Consider the following 15,074-nt stretch of genomic DNA (forward strand, 5'->3'; position numbering starts at 1 on the left):
GATCCTTGTGGGAAAGCACACATAAGACGTAAGGGTAACTCACGGCGTAGGGTGTAGGCCAGCGTGCGCTATTGTGGTGCGTGCTGGCCAGGCCTCGGCGGGTGCGCGTCGAGGCCCTGTGTGTGCCCATAGTGTGCTGGCCAAAGGCGCTTGTCCATGCGGTCGAACGCCTCGCTTTTCAGATCACCCGCGAGAAGCGTTGGCGGTTGTGCATGGCCAGGTAGGCATCGAAGACCATGCACACCGAGCGCGCCAACAGGCGGCCGGCGGGCAGGATGCGGATGCCCTTGTCGTCCAGGCTGATCAGGCCGTCACGCTGCAAGGTCAGCAGTTCTGGCCAGAGGTCGTTGAAGTAGCCGCGAAAATCGATTGTGAAGGCCTGTTCGATTGGCTCGAAGTCCAGTTCGAAATGGCAGATCAACTGCTGGATCACAGCCCGCCGCAGGCGGTCGTCGTGGTTGCACAGCAGGCCACGCTGGGTTGCCAGCTGGGCGTTGGAAAGGGAGTCCTGGTAGGTGTTGAGGTCGCTGCTGTTCTGGCAGTAGAGGTCGCCGATCTGGCTGATGGCAGAGACCCCAAGGCCGATCAGGTCGCAGTGACCGTGGGTGGTATAGCCCTGGAAGTTGCGTTGCAGGGTGCCTTCTTCCTGGGCCATGGCCAGCTCATCGTCAGGCAGGGCGAAGTGGTCCATGCCGATGTATCGGTAACCGGCGGCGGTCAGCTGGTCGATGGTGGCATGCAGCATCTCCAGTTTCGCCGTCGGGCTCGGCAGGTCGTTGTTGTCGATGCGCCGCTGGGGCATGAAGCGCTCCGGCAAATGGGCATAGTTGAACACCGACAGGCGATCGGGCTGCAGGCGGATGACTTCCTCGACGGTACGCGCGAAGCCTTCTGGCGTCTGCTTGGGCAGGCCGTAGATCAAGTCCAGGTTGACCGAGCGGAACTGCAGGGTACGCGCCGCCTCGATCAGGGTGCGGGTCTGCTCCAGGCTCTGCAGGCGGTTGACCGCACGCTGCACGGCCGGGTCGAGGTCCTGCACGCCCAGGCTGACACGGTTGAAACCCAGCTCGCGAAGCAGCCCCATGGTCGACCAGTCGGCTTCGCGCGGGTCGATTTCGATGCCGTAGTCACCGGAGTCGTCGTCCAGCAGGTTGAAGTGCTGGCGCAGGGTCGCCATCAGCTGGCGCAGCTCCACCGGGCTGAGGAAGGTGGGCGTGCCGCCGCCGAAGTGCAGTTGTTCAACCCGTTGCTTTGGGTCCAGGTGGCAGGCGATCAGCTGGATTTCCTGCTCCAGGCGTTGCAGGTAGGGCGCGGCGCGGCCGCGGTCCTTGGTGATGACTTTGTTGCAGGCGCAGTAGTAGCAGATGTTGGCGCAGAACGGCACGTGCACGTACAACGACAGCGGGCGCACGGCCCGACGGCTCTCGCGCAGGGCGTGCAGCAGGTCGAACGAGCCCACTTCGCTGTGCAGTTGCACGGCGGTCGGGTAGGAGGTGTAGCGTGGTCCGGCCAGGTCGTAGCGGCGGATCAGGTCGGTATCCCAACGTAGGTCGTCGAGCATGTGGGCGGTCCCCGGATAGAGCGAGCAGTGTCCGGAGTCTAGGGGCGTCTGTAGGAATCTGTGTTGATTTGTATCAAAAGCTGCTGGGGCAGCACAGCAGGCCTATCAGTGCCCCATCAGCCAATGCTGATGCGGCCCGGGCAGCGTCCACAGGCCAAACAGGATGACCAGCAGCCCGCCCGCCATGCGCACACTGCGCCGCCGCAGCAGGCTGCTGACGCGCTCCGCCGCCAAGCCCGTCGCCAGCAGCACCGGCCAGGTGCCGAGGCCAAACGCAAGCATCAACGCCGCGCTGTACCCCGCATTGCCCTGGCTCGCAGCCCACAGCAACGTGCTGTACACCAGCCCGCACGGCAGCCAGCCCCACAAGGCGCCCAGCAACAAGGCGCGGGGCAGGCTGGACACCGGCAGCAAGCGCGAGGCTACTGGCTGAATATGCCGCCACAGCCCTCTGCCCAAGGCTTCGATCCGCGTCAGCCCGCTCCACCAGCCCGCCAGGTACAGCCCCATGGCAATCAACAGCAGCGCTGCCAGCACCCGCAGCGCCAGGGCTGCCGGGCTGCTGGCCACGGCCCAGCCTGCCAGGCCCAGCAACAGGCCGGCGCAGGCATAGCTGAGGATACGCCCGACGTTATACGCCAGCAGCAGGCGCAAACGCCGGCCGCGTTGCTCGGGCGGGATGGCCAGGGTCAGCGCGCCCATCAGGCCACCGCACATGCCCAGGCAATGGCCGCCGCCGAGCAGGCCAAGGATCAGCGCCGAGCCGAGCAGGGGAAGCAGGTCAGGCACGGGGTGGGGGTTCCTTGTCGTCTTCGGCGGGGGTGTCGTCCGTCTTCACCGCAGCCTGGTGGCGCGGGTCCTGATCGTCGAACAGGATGCTGTGGGCAGGGCCGTCGAGGTCGTCGTACTGGCCGCTGTCCACAGCCCAGAAGAAGATGTAAACGGCAACTCCGACCAGCAACAGGGCGGCCGGGATCATGACATAAAGGGCTGGCATGGGGCGGCTCCTGCTCAGGCGGTGGCGGGTTGCCGGTGGCTGCTGGTGGCCGGCGCAGCTGGCAGCCGGGTCAGGCGCAGGGCGTTGAGGACCACGATCAGCGAACTGACCGACATGCCGATGGCCGCCCACACCGGGGTGATCCAGCCGAGCGCGGCAAACGGCAACATGAGGCCATTATACAGGGTTGCCCACAGCAGGTTCTCGAGGATGTTGCGGCGGGTGCGGCGGGCCAGGTCGAAGGCCTGTACCAGCGCCTGCAGGCGGTTGGACAACAGCACCGCATCGGCGCTGGTCTTGGCCAGGTCGGTGGCGCTGCCCATGGCAATGCTGATGTCGGCAGCAGCCAGCACCGGCACGTCGTTGACCCCGTCGCCCAGCATCAGCACCTTGCGCCCTGCCGCCTGCAGCGCTTTGAGCCGGTCCAGTTTGTCGTCCGGGCGCAAGCCGCCGATGGCTTGGTCGATGCCCAGCTGTGCAGCCACCTCGGCGACCATGGGTGAACTGTCGCCGGACAGCAGCAGCGTCCGCCAGCCACGCGCCTTGCAGGCGGCGAGCAGGGCGGGGGCGTCGTCGCGCAGGCGGTCGTCCAGGCCGAACCAGGCCAGCGGCCCCTGGCGATCGCCCAGCAGCAGCCACTGCCCACGCGGCTCGGGCACGCCAGGTATCTCGGTGCCACTCAGGGCGCAGACGAAGGTGGCCTGGCCGATGCGCAGGCGCTGGCCGTCGACCAGCCCCTCAAGGCCCAGGCCGGGTACAGTCTGCACATCGTCGGCAGGCGCGGCTGTGCGGCCGAACGCGCGGGCGATGGGGTGTTCGGAGCGGTTTTCCAGGGCGGCGGCCAGGGCCAGGCAACGGTCGGCGGCCAAGCTGCCCAGTGGGCGGATGCTGCGCAGGGTCAAGCGGCCTTCGGTGAGCGTGCCGGTCTTGTCGAAGATGACTGTGTCGATCTGGTTGAGGCCTTCGAGCACATGGCCGCGGGTCACCAGCAGGCCGAGTTTGTGCAGGGTGCCGGTGGCGGCGGTGAGGGCCGTCGGGGTGGCCAGGGACAGGGCACACGGGCAAGTTGCTACCAGCATGGCCAGCACGATCCAGAAGGCCCGGCCCGGGTCCAGGTGCCACCACCACAGGCCGATGACCACGGCGGCGATCAGGGTGAACAGCAAAAACCACTGCGAGGCGCGGTCGGCGATCTCGGCCAGGCGCGGTTTTTCGGTCTGCGCGCGTTCCAGCAAGCGGACGATGGCCGACAGCCGCGAGTCGTGGCCGAGGGCTTCGACCTCAATGTTCAAGGTGCTCTCGACGTTCAGCGTGCCGCCGGTGACCCGCTCGCCGACCCGGCGCGGTTGCGGCAGGTATTCGCCGGTCAGCAGCGACTCGTCGACACTGGAGCGGCCTTCGACGATGCGCCCATCGGCGGGTATCACCGCGCCGGGCAGCACTTGCACCGTGTCGCCGCGCTGCAGTTCGCTGAGCAGGATGCGCTCGGCGCGGCCGAGGGTGTCCAGGCGCAGGCACGAGGCCGGCAGCAGGTTGACCAGTTGTGCGGTGGCCGCCGCAGTGCGTTCACGGGCGCGCCGTTCGAGGTAGCGGCCGGTCAGCAGGAACAGGGCAAACATGCCCACGGTATCGAAATACAGCTCGCCGCTGCCGCTGATCGCGGTCCAGATCCCGGCGCCGAACGCCAGGGCGATGGCCAGCGAGACCGAGACGTCCATGGTCAGGTGGCGGGTGCGCAGGTCGCGCGCCGCGCCCTTGAAGAAGGGCGCGCAGCTGTAGAACACGATCGGGATGGTGAGGAACAACGCGACCCAGCGCAGGATGGTGTGCAGCTCGGGCGAGAGGTCGATGTTGAATTCAGGCCAGGTGGCCATGGTCGCCATCATCGCCTGGAACCACAGCAAACCGGCGACGCCCAGGCGCCTGAGAGCGCTGCGGTTCTCGCGGGCCAGTTGTTCGGCGGCCTGGTCGGGTTGGTAGGGGTGGGCGGCGTAGCCGATCTGGCGCAGCTCGGCGAGCAGGCGCGAGAGCGCCAACTGGTTGTCGTCCCAGCTGAGCAGCAGGCGGTGGTTGGACAGGTTCAAGCGTGCTTCGGCGACCCCGGGCAGGTTGCGCAGGTGTTTTTCGATCAGCCAGCCGCAGGCGGCGCAACTGATGCCCTCGACCAGCAGGGTGGCTTCGGCCAGGTCGCCTGTATGGCGGACGAAGGTTTGCTGCACGTCGCTGCGGTCGTAGAGCGCCAGCTCATCCTGCAGTTGCCTGGGCAGGGCCTCGGGGTTGGCGCTGGTATCGCTGCGGTGCTGGTAGTAGTGCTCCAGGCCCCCGGCGACGATCGACTCGGCCACCGCCTGGCAGCCCGGGCAGCAGAACTGTCGGGGTTCGCCGAGCACCACAGCGGTGAAGCGGTTGCCGCCGGGGACGGGCAGGGCGCAGTGGTAGCAGGGGGTGGGTTGGGTCATAAGGCAAGCACGCATTGAGTAGCGGGGACGGGGCCTGTGGGGGCGGGTTAAGTGTCGCGATTATTTGTGTTCCGCACCCAGCAGCGCTTCATCACCCAGTTGCAAGGTCACCCCATGCTCCACTTTCTCTTCCTCGAACAGCCGCCATACCTGCCCTTCCTGGCTGCCCAGCAACTCGACGAAGCGCCGCCCGTCGACCTTGTCGTCCAGCTGGCCGACATAACGCCCCGCCTCGGCACGGCTCAGCAGCACCTTGCGGTCCTTGTCCGGCTGGGTGGGCGATATCAGGTTCAGTTCCAGTGTCTGCGGGTCGCTGTCGCCGCTCAGGCGCAGGTCCACTTCGCCGGTCAGGTCGTCCAGGTGCACGCTGGCCTTGAGCTTGAGGGTCTGGGCCAGCAGCTCGCGGTCCAGCGAGCGGTTGATGCCCTTGCCGGCCTCGTAGTAGTTGTCATTCACCAGGTTGTCGGGGTTGCGCACGGCAATGCTGACCATGGTCAGGCTCAGGCACACGGAGGTGGTGAGGATGCCGATGATGATCCAGGGCCAGAGGTGTTTGTACCAAGGGCTGGCGGCGGTGGCGGCAGGCATTGTCGATAGTCTCTCTCAGCGGATCTGTGGGCCGATGAAGCGGCTCTTGGCTTCAACCTGGGCGTCGCTGTCATCGGCGCTCTTGAGGGTGAAGATGATTTCGTTGGTGGTCGATGGCAGTTTCTCGGGCGCCACCGACAGTTGCACCGGCAGGCTGACGATATCGCCGGCCGCCACGCGGATTTCGCGCTGGCCTTCGAGCTTGAGGTCCGGCAGGCCGGCGGCGTCCAGCACGTAGACGTGGTCGCGCTGGTCCTTGTTCATGACCTTGAGGCTGTAGACGTTCTCGATCCGCCCCTGGGCGTTCTCGCGGTACAGCACCCGGTCCTTGCTGACGTCGAAACCGACCAGCGAGCGGGTAGCGAAGGCGGTGGCCAGGGCGCCGATCATCACCAGCAGCACCAGCGCGTAGCCGATCAGGCGGGGGCGCAGCATGTGGGTTTTCTGCCCGGACAGGTTGTGCTCGGTGGTGTAGCTGATCAAGCCTCTGGGGTAGTTCATCTTGTCCATGATGGTGTCGCAGGCGTCGATGCACGCGGCGCAGCCGATGCACTCGATCTGCAGGCCGTCGCGGATGTCGATGCCGGTGGGGCAGACCTGCACGCACATGGTGCAGTCGATGCAGTCGCCCAGGCCCTGGGCCTTGTAGTCGATGTCTTTTTTACGCGGGCCACGGGTTTCGCCACGGCGCGGGTCGTACGACACGATCAGCGTGTCCTTGTCGAACATCACGCTCTGGAAGCGCGCATAGGGGCACATGTACACGCACACCTGCTCGCGCAGCCAGCCGGCGTTGCCATAGGTGGCGAGGGTGAAGAACCCGACCCAGAAGTAGGCCCAGCCATCGGCTTGGCCGGTAAAGAATTCGATGGCCAGTTCGCGGATGGGCGAGAAGTAGCCGACGAAGGTCATGCCGGTGACGAAGCCGATCAGCAACCACAGGCTGTGCTTGGCGAACTTGCGCAAGAACTTGTTGCCGCTCATGGGCGCCCTGTCGAGCTTCATGCGCTGGTTGCGGTCCCCTTCGGTGACCTTTTCGCACCACATGAAGATCCACGTCCATACGCTTTGCGGGCAGGTGTAGCCGCACCATACGCGGCCGGCATACACGGTGACGAAGAACAGGCCGAAGGCGGCGACGATCAGGATGCCTGACAGCAGGATGAAGTCTTGAGGCCAGATGGTGGCGCCGAAGATGTAGAACTTGCGCTCGGGCAGGTTCCACCAGACGGCCTGGTGGCCGCCCCAGTTCAGCCACACGGTGCCGAAATACAGCAGGAACAGCAGCGCACCGCCGACCATGCGCAGGCGGCGGAAGACGCCGGTGAAGGCGCGGGTGTAGATTTTCTCGCGGGCGGCGTAGAGGTCGACGGAATCCTTCCCTTTGCTGGCAGGCGGGGTGACGTCATGTACCGGAATTTGCTTGCTCATCATCAAGTCCCACGGCAGTGGAGAAATGCCGCGGCCAGTGCATGCCGGCCGCAGTCTCGCGCAATCTGCTAGCGCGCTGCGCCCCATGATACGCCGGTGATGGCAGTCTGGGGTCGCACTGCGACCTTTAGTCGCGTTGGGTTCGTGGTGTGAATCGTGTTATGGCGGGTGTCAATTGATCCAAGTCATCTTGTGCTGAATTGGCGGGCCTCTTCGCGATCCGACTTGCCCCGCGAAGAGGCCGAACCTGCTTACTCGGCCTTAGCGGGCTCCTGCTGATGCGACAGGCTGTAAACATAAGCGGCCAGCAAATGCACCTTGTCATTACCTTGCAACTGTTCCTGCGCCGGCATCTGCCCCTGGCGACCATAACGGATGGTCTGTTGCAGTTGAGCAAAGCTCGACCCGTAGATGAACGCCTGCGGGTGGGTCAGGTTCGGTGCGCCCATGGCTGGGGTGCCCTTGCCTTCAGGCCCATGGCAGGCCACGCAGTTGGCGGCGAAGATCTTCTGCCCGTTCTCGGCATCGGCCTTCACGCCTTCGGGCAGCGTACGGCCATCGAGCTTGCTGACCACAAAGGCCGCCACATCAGCCACACCCTGCTCGCCGATCACCTCGGACCAGGCCGGCATCACGCCGTGGCGCCCGCCCATGATGGTGGTCTTGATGGTTTCCGGCTCACCGCCCCAGCGCCAGTCGTTGTCGGTCAGGTTGGGGAAGCCGTAGGCGCCCTTGGCGTCGGAGCCGTGGCACACCGAGCAGTTGGAGGCAAACAGCCGTGCGCCCATTTTCAGTGCCTGCGGGTCCTTGGCCACGTCCTCGATGGGCATGGCGGCGAACTTGGCGAAGATCGGCCCGAAGCGGGCATCGGCCTTGGCCATTTCCTTCTCCCACTCGTGCACGCCGGTCCAGCCCGGCTGGCCGTTGGCAAACTCGGTCTGCTTGTCGGTATCCAGGTACGAATAGCCCGGCAGGATGCCTTTCCAGTTACCCAGGCCCGGGTACAGCACCAGGTAGCCGAGGGCGAAGATGATGGTGCCGACGAATAGCCAGAACCACCATTTGGGCAGTGGGTTGTCATATTCCTCGATGCCATCGAAGGCATGCCCGACGGTCTCGTCGGTGACCTCTTCGCGCTGGCCCTTGCGGGTCGACAGCAGCAGCCAGGTCAGCGAGAAGATGGTGCCCAGGGTCAGGACGGTGACGTACAGACTCCAGAAGGTTGTCATTGTTTTTTGCTCCCAGAAGCTTTTGCTTGCGCTTGCTCGACGTGCCGGGTGGCTTCGGGGTCATCCGCGAAGGGCAGCCGGGTCGCCTCGTCGAACTCCTGCTTGCGCCGCGGGTTGAACACCCACAGCGCCAGGCCCACGAAGGCCACCATCACCACGACGGTGCCCAGGCCGCGAATCATCCCGATATCCATCAGCGTCACCGTTTGCTTTTGATGATGGTGCCAAGACCCTGCAGGTACGCGACGATGGCGTCCATTTCGGTCTTGCCCTTGACCGCGTCACGCGCGCCGGCGATGTCGGCGTCGGTGTACGGGGTGCCGAGGGTCCGCAGGACCTCCATCTTCTTCGCGGTGTCCTTGCCGTCGAGCTTGTTCTCGACCAGCCACGGGTAGGACGGCATCTTCGACTCGGGCACCACGTTGCGCGGGTTGTACAGGTGCGCACGGTGCCAGTCATCGGAGTAGCGGCCACCGACGCGGGCCAGGTCCGGGCCGGTACGCTTGGAGCCCCACAAGAACGGGTGGTCCCACACGCTTTCACCGGCCACCGAGTAGTGGCCATAGCGCTCGGTTTCAGCGCGGAACGGGCGGATCATCTGCGAGTGGCAGCCCACGCAGCCTTCACGGATGTAGATGTCGCGGCCTTCAAGCTCCAGCGCGGTGCGCGGCTTCATGCCTTCAACGGGTTTGTTGGTGACGTCCTGGAAAAACAGCGGGACGATCTGGGTCAGGCCACCGACGCTGACGGCGATGACCATGAAGAAGGCCAGCAGGCCTATGTTCTTCTCGACGGCTTCATGCTTCATCAGTGCGCTCCCACGACGACGATCTTGGCGGCTTCATCCGCTTCTACCGGGTTGGCCGCGCGTACGGTGCGGAACACGTTATAGGCCATCAGCAACATGCCCGAGGCGAAGAACGCACCGCCCAGCGCACGGACGATGTAGCCCGGGTGGCTGGCCTGCAAGGCTTCGACGAAGGAGTAGGTGAGCGTGCCGTCATCGTTGATGGCGCGCCACATCAGGCCCTGGGTGATGCCGTTGACCCACATCGAGGCGATGTACAGCACGGTGCCGATGGTCGCCAGCCAGAAGTGCGCGTTGATCAAGCCGACGCTGTGCATCTGCGCGCGGCCATATAGGCGCGGGATCATGTGGTAGACCGCGCCGATCGAGATCATCGCCACCCAGCCGAGGGCGCCGGCGTGGACGTGGCCGATGGTCCAGTCGGTGTAGTGCGACAGCGAGTTCACGGTCTTGATGGCCATCATCGGGCCTTCGAAGGTGGACATGCCGTAGAACGCCAGCGAGACGACGAGGAAGCGCAGGATCGGGTCGGTACGCAATTTATGCCAGGCACCGGACAAGGTCATCATGCCGTTGATCATGCCGCCCCAGCTTGGCGCCAGGAGGATGATCGACATCACCATGCCCAGCGACTGCGCCCAGTCGGGCAGTGCGGTGTAGTGCAGGTGGTGTGGGCCGGCCCAGATGTACAGGGTGATCAGCGCCCAGAAGTGCACGATCGACAGGCGGTACGAGTAGATAGGCCGCTCGGCCTGCTTGGGCACGAAGTAGTACATCATCCCCAAAAAGCCCGTGGTCAGGAAGAAGCCTACCGCGTTGTGGCCGTACCACCACTGGATCATCGCGTCGGTGGCACCGGCATAGGCCGAGTACGACTTGAACAGGCTGACCGGCAGCGAGATGTGGTTGACGATGTGCAGCATCGCGGTGACCACGATGAATGCACCGTAGAACCAGTTGCCGACGTAGATGTGCTTGGTCTTGCGCTTGACGATGGTGCCGAAGAACACCAGCCCGTAGGTGACCCAGACGATGGCCAGCAGGATCGCCAGCGGCCATTCCAGCTCGGCGTATTCCTTGGTGGTGGTGTAGCCCATCGGCAAGGTGATCAGTGCGCCGACGATTACCGCTTGCCAGCCCCAGAAGGTGAAGGCCGCCATGCTGTCGGAGATCAGCCGGGTCTGGCAGGTGCGCTGCACCACGTAGTAGCTGGTGCCGAACAGCGCACAGCCGCCGAAGGCGAAGATCACCAGGTTGGTGTGCAGCGGGCGCAGTCGGCCGAAGCTGGTCCAGGGCAGGTCCAGGTTCAGTTGCGGCCATACCAGTTGCGAGGCGATGAAGACGCCGAGGCCCATGCCAAGGATCCCCCAGACCACCGTCATGATGGCGAACTGGCGGACGACCTTATAGTTATAAGCAGTCGGACTGATTGCTGTGCTCATTCTAAGGTTCCACGGTTTTAATGTTCTTGTTGGTCGAAAAATCGGCGCCAGTATCGATAACCACCGGGGTTATCGCAACGCAAGTTTGGTACGCCGACCCGTGTCCAAGCCCGTTCACCTGTGTCCAGCAGTGTCAGGGTTCGAACGATTGTACACAAATAAATATTTGTAATGTGTACCGTTTTTCATGTTTTTCTGATCGATCGGTCAGGCTTTTTTGTCGGACGGCGCTAGGCTGTGCGCCGCGTCTGCTTCGCTGGATTGGCAGCGAAGCCCACTGAGGCAACAAGCTTAGTTCGGTTAGGAGGGGGTGCAAGGGAGGGGGCGGGGCAGGGGTAAGGCTTGAGTGTTGGGGTGGGGCGGATATCGAGCGCCGCCCGCGCGGCGCATCGCGAGCTACGCTCGCTCCTGCGTTTGTTTCGGGCCAGTAACGCCTGCACCCGTGCACGCGACCGCCTTGTTTGTACGACGCGATAGCGAGGTGGGCACCAAGAGGCCGCGCGCCAATACCTCAGGAATAACTGGCCCGAAACAAATGTAGGAGCGAGCGTAGCTCGCGATGCGCCGCGCGGGCGGCGCTCGATCTCACAGACGCCGAACCTCTCTCGGTGAACTCACTTGGCAGTCACGGTTTCAGCAGCGCTATCCTGCGACAGGCTATACACGTAAGCCGCCAGCAGGTGCACCTTGTCATTGCCCTGGATCTCTGCCTGCGCTGGCATCTGACCCTGGCGACCATAACGGATGGTCTGCTGCAACTGGGCAAAGCTCGACCCGTAGATGAACGCCTGCGGATGGGTCAGGTCAGGCGCGCCCATGGCGGGTGTACCCTTGGCCTCAGGCCCGTGGCAGGCCACGCAGTTGCCGGCGAAGATCTCCTTGCCCTTGGCCGCGTCAGCCTTGACCCCTTCCGGCAGGCTGCGGCCATCGAGGTTGGTCAGCACGAACGCGGCCACATCGGCCACGCCCTGCTCGCCAATCACCTCGGCCCAGGCTGGCATCACGCCGTGCCGGCCGTTCATGATCGAGGCCTTGATGGTCTCCGGCTCGCCACCCCAGCGCCAGTCCTGGTCGGTCAGGTTGGGGAAGCCATAGGCGCCCTTGGCGTCCGAGCCGTGGCACACCGAGCAGTTGGAGGCAAACAGGCGGCTGCCCATCTTCAGTGCCTGCGGGTCCTTGGCCACTTCTTCCACTGGCATGGCCGCGTACTTGGCGAAGATCGGGCCGAACCTGGCGTCGGCCTTGTCCATTTCCTTCTGCCACTCATTGACCCCGGTCCAGCCGTTGTCATAGCCCGGCAGGATGCCTTTCCAGTTGCCCAGGCCCGGATAGAGGATCAGGTAGCCCACCGAGAACACCAGGGTGCCGACGAACAGCCAGAACCACCACTTGGGCAGCGGGTTGTCGTATTCCTCGATGCCATCGAAGCTGTGCCCCATGGTCTGGTCGGTGGTGTCGTTGGCCTGGCCCTTGCGGGTCGACAGCAACAGCCAGGTGAGGCCGATCAAGCTGCCGATGGTCAGTACGCTGATGTACGTACTCCAGAACGTGGTCATTGCCCGGAACTCCTCTTGGCAGCAGGTGCCTGCCCGGCAGGGGGCAGGTGGTCGTCGACGAAGGGCAGCAGGCGCGCTTCGGCGAAATCACGGTCGCGGCGGCGGTTGAATACCCAGAGCGAGAGGCCGATGAAGGCGATCATCACCACCAGGGTACCCAGGCCGCGGATCATGCCGATGTCCATGTCCATCGCAGTTACCTCTTGTTCTTGATCGCGGTGCCGAGCACCTGCAGGTAGGCGACCAGCGCGTCCATCTCGGTCTTGCCCTTGACCGCGTCACGGGCACCGGCGATGTCCTCGTCGGTGTACGGCACGCCGAGGGTGCGCAGGGTGCGCAGCTTGGTCTCGGTGTGGCTGTTGTCGACCTGTTCGGCGACCAGCCACGGGTAGGATGGCATCTTCGACTCAGGCACCACGTTGCGCGGGTTGTACAAGTGCGCGCGGTGCCAGTCGTCGGAGTAGCGCCCGCCCACGCGGGCCAGGTCCGGGCCGGTGCGCTTGGAGCCCCACAGGAACGGGTGGTCCCACACGCTTTCCCCGGCTACCGAGTAGTGGCCATAGCGTTCGGTCTCGGCACGGAACGGGCGGATCATCTGCGAGTGGCAGCCCACGCAGCCTTCGCGGATGTAGATATCGCGGCCTTCCAGTTGCAGCGCGGTGTAGGGTTTCATGCCTTCGACCGGCTTGTTGGTGACGTCCTGGAAGAACAGCGGGACGATCTGGGTCAGCCCGCCGATGCTGACGGCAAACACCATCAGCAGCGCCATCAGGCCGATGTTTTTCTCGATGACTTCGTGTTTCATCAGGCGTGTCTCCTCAGGCCAGCTGGGCGTTCGCAGGGGCGGCGTCAGTGGCCGGCGCGCGTACCGTGCGCCAGGTGTTCCAGGCCATCAGGAACATGCCACTGAGGAAGATCGCACCGCCGACGAAGCGCACGATGAAGCCAGGGTGGCTGGCCACCAGGGTTTCGACGAACGAGTAGGTGAGCGTGCCGTCGCTGTTGACCGCGCGCCACATCAGGCCCTGGGCGATGCCGTTGACCCACATCGAGGCGATGTACAGCACGGTGCCGATGGTCGCCAGCCAGAAGTGCGCGTTGATCAGGCCGATGCTGTGCATCTGCTCTTTGCCGAACACTTTCGGGATGGTGTGGTACAGCGCGCCGATCGAGATCATCGCCACCCAGCCGAGGGCGCCTGCGTGGACGTGGCCGATGGTCCAGTCGGTGTAGTGCGACAGGGCGTTGACCGTCTTGATGGCCATCATCGGGCCTTCGAAGGTGGACATGCCGTAGAACGCCAGCGACACCACCAGGAAGCGCAGGATCGGGTCGCTGCGCAACTTATGCCAGGCGCCGGAGAGGGTCATCATGCCGTTGATCATGCCGCCCCAGCTCGGTGCCAGGAGGATCAGCGACATCACCATGCCCAGCGACTGCGCCCAATCGGGCAGCGCGGTGTAGTGCAGGTGGTGCGGGCCGGCCCAGATGTACAGGGTGATCAGTGCCCAGAAGTGCACGATCGACAGGCGATAGGAATACACCGGGCGCTCGGCTTGCTTGGGTACGTAGTAGTACATCATCCCCAGGAAGCCTGCGGTCAGGAAGAAGCCCACCGCGTTGTGGCCGTACCACCACTGGACCATGGCATCGGTGGCGCCGGCATAGACCGAGTACGACTTGGTCAGGCTGACCGGCAGCTCGAGGTTGTTGATGATGTGCAGCATCGCCACGGTCAGGATGAATGCCCCGAAGAACCAGTTGCCGACGTAGATATGCTTGGTGTTGCGCTTCATCAGCGTGCCGAAGAACACGATGGCGTAACAGACCCAGACGATGGTGATCAGGATGTCGATCGGCCATTCCAGCTCGGCGTATTCCTTGGAGCTGGTGTAGCCCAGCGGCAGGCTGATGGCCGCGAGCAGGATCACCAGTTGCCAGCCCCAGAAGGTGAACGCGGCCAGTTTTGGTGAGAACAGGGTGGTCTGGCAGGTGCGTTGCACCGAATAATACGAAGTGGCGAACAGTGCACAGCCGCCGAAGGCGAAGATCACCGCATTGGTATGCAGGGGGCGCAGGCGGCCGAAGCTGGTCCAGGGGAGGTCGAAGTTGAGGGACGGCCAGGCGAGCTGGGCGGCGATGAAAACGCCGAGCCCCATCCCGACGATTCCCCACACCACCGTCATGATGGCGAATTGGCGGACCACCTTGTAGTTGTAGGCGGTACTGCTGGTTGTGTTCATGTATGGGTTCCCATCCACGGTTATTGGCAGGCTATAGAGCGAGGCAAGCATGATTAATGGGCAAAGTGCCGGTATTGACGGGGATCAATGGGCGAAGGTCGGAAATGTCCCAGGCTTGCGCTGCGATCCTCCGCAAATTCAAGGGGATGAGGGCTACAAAGGCTGCCTGATCCTGGCCCACGGCGCCGGTGCGCCGATGGACAGCGGGTTCATGAACGAGATGGCGCAAAGGCTTGCGGCGCTTGGGGTAGGGGTGATTCGCTTCGAGTTCCCGTACATGGCCGAACGCCGTGTGAATGGTGGCAAGCGGCCGCCCAATCCGCAGAGGGTTCTGCTGGAGTGCTGGCGCGAGGTATACCGGCAGGTGCGACCTTTGGTCGCGGGCACATTGGCCATTGGCGGCAAGTCCATGGGCGGGCGCATGGCCAGCCTGGTGGCGGACGAGCTTGAGGTGGATGCACTGGTTTGCCTGGGGTATCCGTTCTATGCAGTGGGCAAGCCGGAGAAGCCCAGGGTCGAGCACCTGGCAGAGCTGAAGACGCCGACCTTGATCGTGCAGGGCGAGCGCGATGCGCTGGGTAATCGTGAGGCGGTGGCGGGGTATGCGCTGTCACCGGCGATCGAGGTGAGCTGGCAGGTGGCGGGGGATCATGACCTGAAGCCGTTGAAGGCTTCGGGGTTCAGCCATGCCCAGCATATGCAGGCGGCGGCCCAGCAGGTGGCGGAATTCTTGTTGAAATAGTGCTGGCCTCTTCGCGGG

The 15,074-nt window shown here is 64.3% G+C and carries 15 protein-coding genes; 1 reads left to right on the forward strand and 14 read right to left on the reverse strand.

All coding sequences use genetic code 11. The features are described 5' to 3' along the window. Positions 1 to 178: 178 nt before the first annotated feature. The 14 genes from hemN to ccoN (DJ563_RS02125) form a co-directional block, all read right to left on the reverse strand. Positions 179 to 1,561, reverse strand: a complete 1,383-nt coding sequence (gene hemN / locus DJ563_RS02060) for an oxygen-independent coproporphyrinogen III oxidase (protein ID WP_033699355.1) — start codon at positions 1,559 to 1,561, stop codon at positions 179 to 181. 105 nt (positions 1,562 to 1,666) lie between these two features. Further along, on the reverse strand, positions 1,667 to 2,350 hold the full coding sequence (locus DJ563_RS02065; protein ID WP_095063701.1) for a sulfite exporter TauE/SafE family protein: 684 nt from the start codon (positions 2,348 to 2,350) through the stop codon (positions 1,667 to 1,669). Continuing rightward, positions 2,343 to 2,558: a cbb3-type cytochrome oxidase assembly protein CcoS gene (gene ccoS, locus DJ563_RS02070; RefSeq protein ID WP_033699353.1), complete on the reverse strand. Its 216-nt coding sequence runs from the start codon at positions 2,556 to 2,558 to the stop codon at positions 2,343 to 2,345. Before ccoS ends, DJ563_RS02065 begins: the two co-directional genes overlap by 8 nt. Before the next feature lie 14 nt (positions 2,559 to 2,572). Next, positions 2,573 to 5,017, reverse strand: a complete 2,445-nt coding sequence (locus DJ563_RS02075; RefSeq protein WP_434518727.1) for a heavy metal translocating P-type ATPase — start codon at positions 5,015 to 5,017, stop codon at positions 2,573 to 2,575. 60 nt (positions 5,018 to 5,077) lie between these two features. Further along, positions 5,078 to 5,605: a FixH family protein gene (locus DJ563_RS02080; protein WP_186656477.1), complete on the reverse strand. Its 528-nt coding sequence runs from the start codon at positions 5,603 to 5,605 to the stop codon at positions 5,078 to 5,080. Positions 5,606 to 5,620: 15 nt separating this feature from the next. Further along, a complete protein-coding gene (gene ccoG, locus DJ563_RS02085) occupies positions 5,621 to 7,036 on the reverse strand; it encodes a cytochrome c oxidase accessory protein CcoG (RefSeq protein ID WP_033699348.1) in 1,416 nt (471 codons plus the stop codon). Positions 7,037 to 7,287: 251 nt separating this feature from the next. Continuing rightward, entirely contained in the window at positions 7,288 to 8,265 is a 978-nt protein-coding gene (ccoP, locus tag DJ563_RS02090; protein ID WP_186656485.1) for a cytochrome-c oxidase, cbb3-type subunit III, read from the reverse strand. Next, positions 8,262 to 8,459: a CcoQ/FixQ family Cbb3-type cytochrome c oxidase assembly chaperone gene (locus DJ563_RS02095; RefSeq protein WP_033699345.1), complete on the reverse strand. Its 198-nt coding sequence runs from the start codon at positions 8,457 to 8,459 to the stop codon at positions 8,262 to 8,264. Before DJ563_RS02095 ends, ccoP (DJ563_RS02090) begins: the two co-directional genes overlap by 4 nt. A 5-nt stretch (positions 8,460 to 8,464) precedes the next feature. Then, positions 8,465 to 9,073, reverse strand: a complete 609-nt coding sequence (gene ccoO, locus DJ563_RS02100) for a cytochrome-c oxidase, cbb3-type subunit II (RefSeq protein ID WP_003254286.1) — start codon at positions 9,071 to 9,073, stop codon at positions 8,465 to 8,467. Then, positions 9,073 to 10,515 (reverse strand): cytochrome-c oxidase, cbb3-type subunit I, encoded by a 1,443-nt coding sequence (gene ccoN / locus DJ563_RS02105; protein WP_047581310.1) that lies wholly within the window; start codon positions 10,513 to 10,515, stop codon positions 9,073 to 9,075. The genes ccoO (DJ563_RS02100) and ccoN (DJ563_RS02105) overlap by 1 nt, the downstream gene beginning before the upstream one ends. A gap of 614 nt (positions 10,516 to 11,129) precedes the next feature. Beyond that, a complete protein-coding gene (gene ccoP / locus DJ563_RS02110; RefSeq protein WP_434518728.1) occupies positions 11,130 to 12,071 on the reverse strand; it encodes a cytochrome-c oxidase, cbb3-type subunit III in 942 nt (313 codons plus the stop codon). Then, complete coding sequence (locus tag DJ563_RS02115) at positions 12,068 to 12,262, reverse strand: cbb3-type cytochrome oxidase subunit 3 (protein ID WP_033699341.1); 195 nt, start codon at positions 12,260 to 12,262, stop codon at positions 12,068 to 12,070. The genes ccoP (DJ563_RS02110) and DJ563_RS02115 overlap by 4 nt, the downstream gene beginning before the upstream one ends. A 5-nt stretch (positions 12,263 to 12,267) precedes the next feature. Next, on the reverse strand, positions 12,268 to 12,876 hold the full coding sequence (ccoO, locus tag DJ563_RS02120) for a cytochrome-c oxidase, cbb3-type subunit II (RefSeq protein WP_274100666.1): 609 nt from the start codon (positions 12,874 to 12,876) through the stop codon (positions 12,268 to 12,270). 13 nt (positions 12,877 to 12,889) lie between these two features. Further along, entirely contained in the window at positions 12,890 to 14,314 is a 1,425-nt protein-coding gene (ccoN, locus tag DJ563_RS02125; RefSeq protein WP_027592920.1) for a cytochrome-c oxidase, cbb3-type subunit I, read from the reverse strand. Between the two features lie 49 nt (positions 14,315 to 14,363). Between ccoN (DJ563_RS02125) and DJ563_RS02130 the strand changes: the two genes are divergently transcribed. Next, positions 14,364 to 15,056, forward strand: a complete 693-nt coding sequence (locus tag DJ563_RS02130) for an alpha/beta family hydrolase (RefSeq protein ID WP_274100668.1) — start codon at positions 14,364 to 14,366, stop codon at positions 15,054 to 15,056. The last annotated feature ends 18 nt before the right edge of the window (positions 15,057 to 15,074 follow it).

It is taken from the genome of Pseudomonas sp. NFX1 (assembly GCF_051123555.1).
Lineage (GTDB): Bacteria > Pseudomonadota > Gammaproteobacteria > Pseudomonadales > Pseudomonadaceae > Aquipseudomonas > Aquipseudomonas capeferrum.

Coding starts and splice junctions, on each gene's coding strand:
- hemN (WP_033699355.1), bottom strand. CDS start 1,561: ATGCTCGACGACCTACGTTGGGATACCGACCTGATCCGCCGCTACGAC.
- ccoS (WP_033699353.1), bottom strand. CDS start 2,558: ATGCCAGCCCTTTATGTCATGATCCCGGCCGCCCTGTTGCTGGTCGGA.
- DJ563_RS02075 (WP_434518727.1), bottom strand. CDS start 5,017: ATGACCCAACCCACCCCCTGCTACCACTGCGCCCTGCCCGTCCCCGGC.
- DJ563_RS02080 (WP_186656477.1), bottom strand. CDS start 5,605: ATGCCTGCCGCCACCGCCGCCAGCCCTTGGTACAAACACCTCTGGCCC.
- ccoG (WP_033699348.1), bottom strand. CDS start 7,036: ATGAGCAAGCAAATTCCGGTACATGACGTCACCCCGCCTGCCAGCAAA.
- ccoP (WP_186656485.1), bottom strand. CDS start 8,265: ATGACAACCTTCTGGAGTCTGTACGTCACCGTCCTGACCCTGGGCACC.
- DJ563_RS02095 (WP_033699345.1), bottom strand. CDS start 8,459: ATGGATATCGGGATGATTCGCGGCCTGGGCACCGTCGTGGTGATGGTG.
- ccoO (WP_003254286.1), bottom strand. CDS start 9,073: ATGAAGCATGAAGCCGTCGAGAAGAACATAGGCCTGCTGGCCTTCTTC.
- ccoN (WP_047581310.1), bottom strand. CDS start 10,515: ATGAGCACAGCAATCAGTCCGACTGCTTATAACTATAAGGTCGTCCGC.
- ccoP (WP_434518728.1), bottom strand. CDS start 12,071: ATGACCACGTTCTGGAGTACGTACATCAGCGTACTGACCATCGGCAGC.
- DJ563_RS02115 (WP_033699341.1), bottom strand. CDS start 12,262: ATGGACATGGACATCGGCATGATCCGCGGCCTGGGTACCCTGGTGGTG.
- ccoO (WP_274100666.1), bottom strand. CDS start 12,876: ATGAAACACGAAGTCATCGAGAAAAACATCGGCCTGATGGCGCTGCTG.
- ccoN (WP_027592920.1), bottom strand. CDS start 14,314: ATGAACACAACCAGCAGTACCGCCTACAACTACAAGGTGGTCCGCCAA.
- DJ563_RS02130 (WP_274100668.1), top strand. CDS start 14,364: ATGATTAATGGGCAAAGTGCCGGTATTGACGGGGATCAATGGGCGAAG.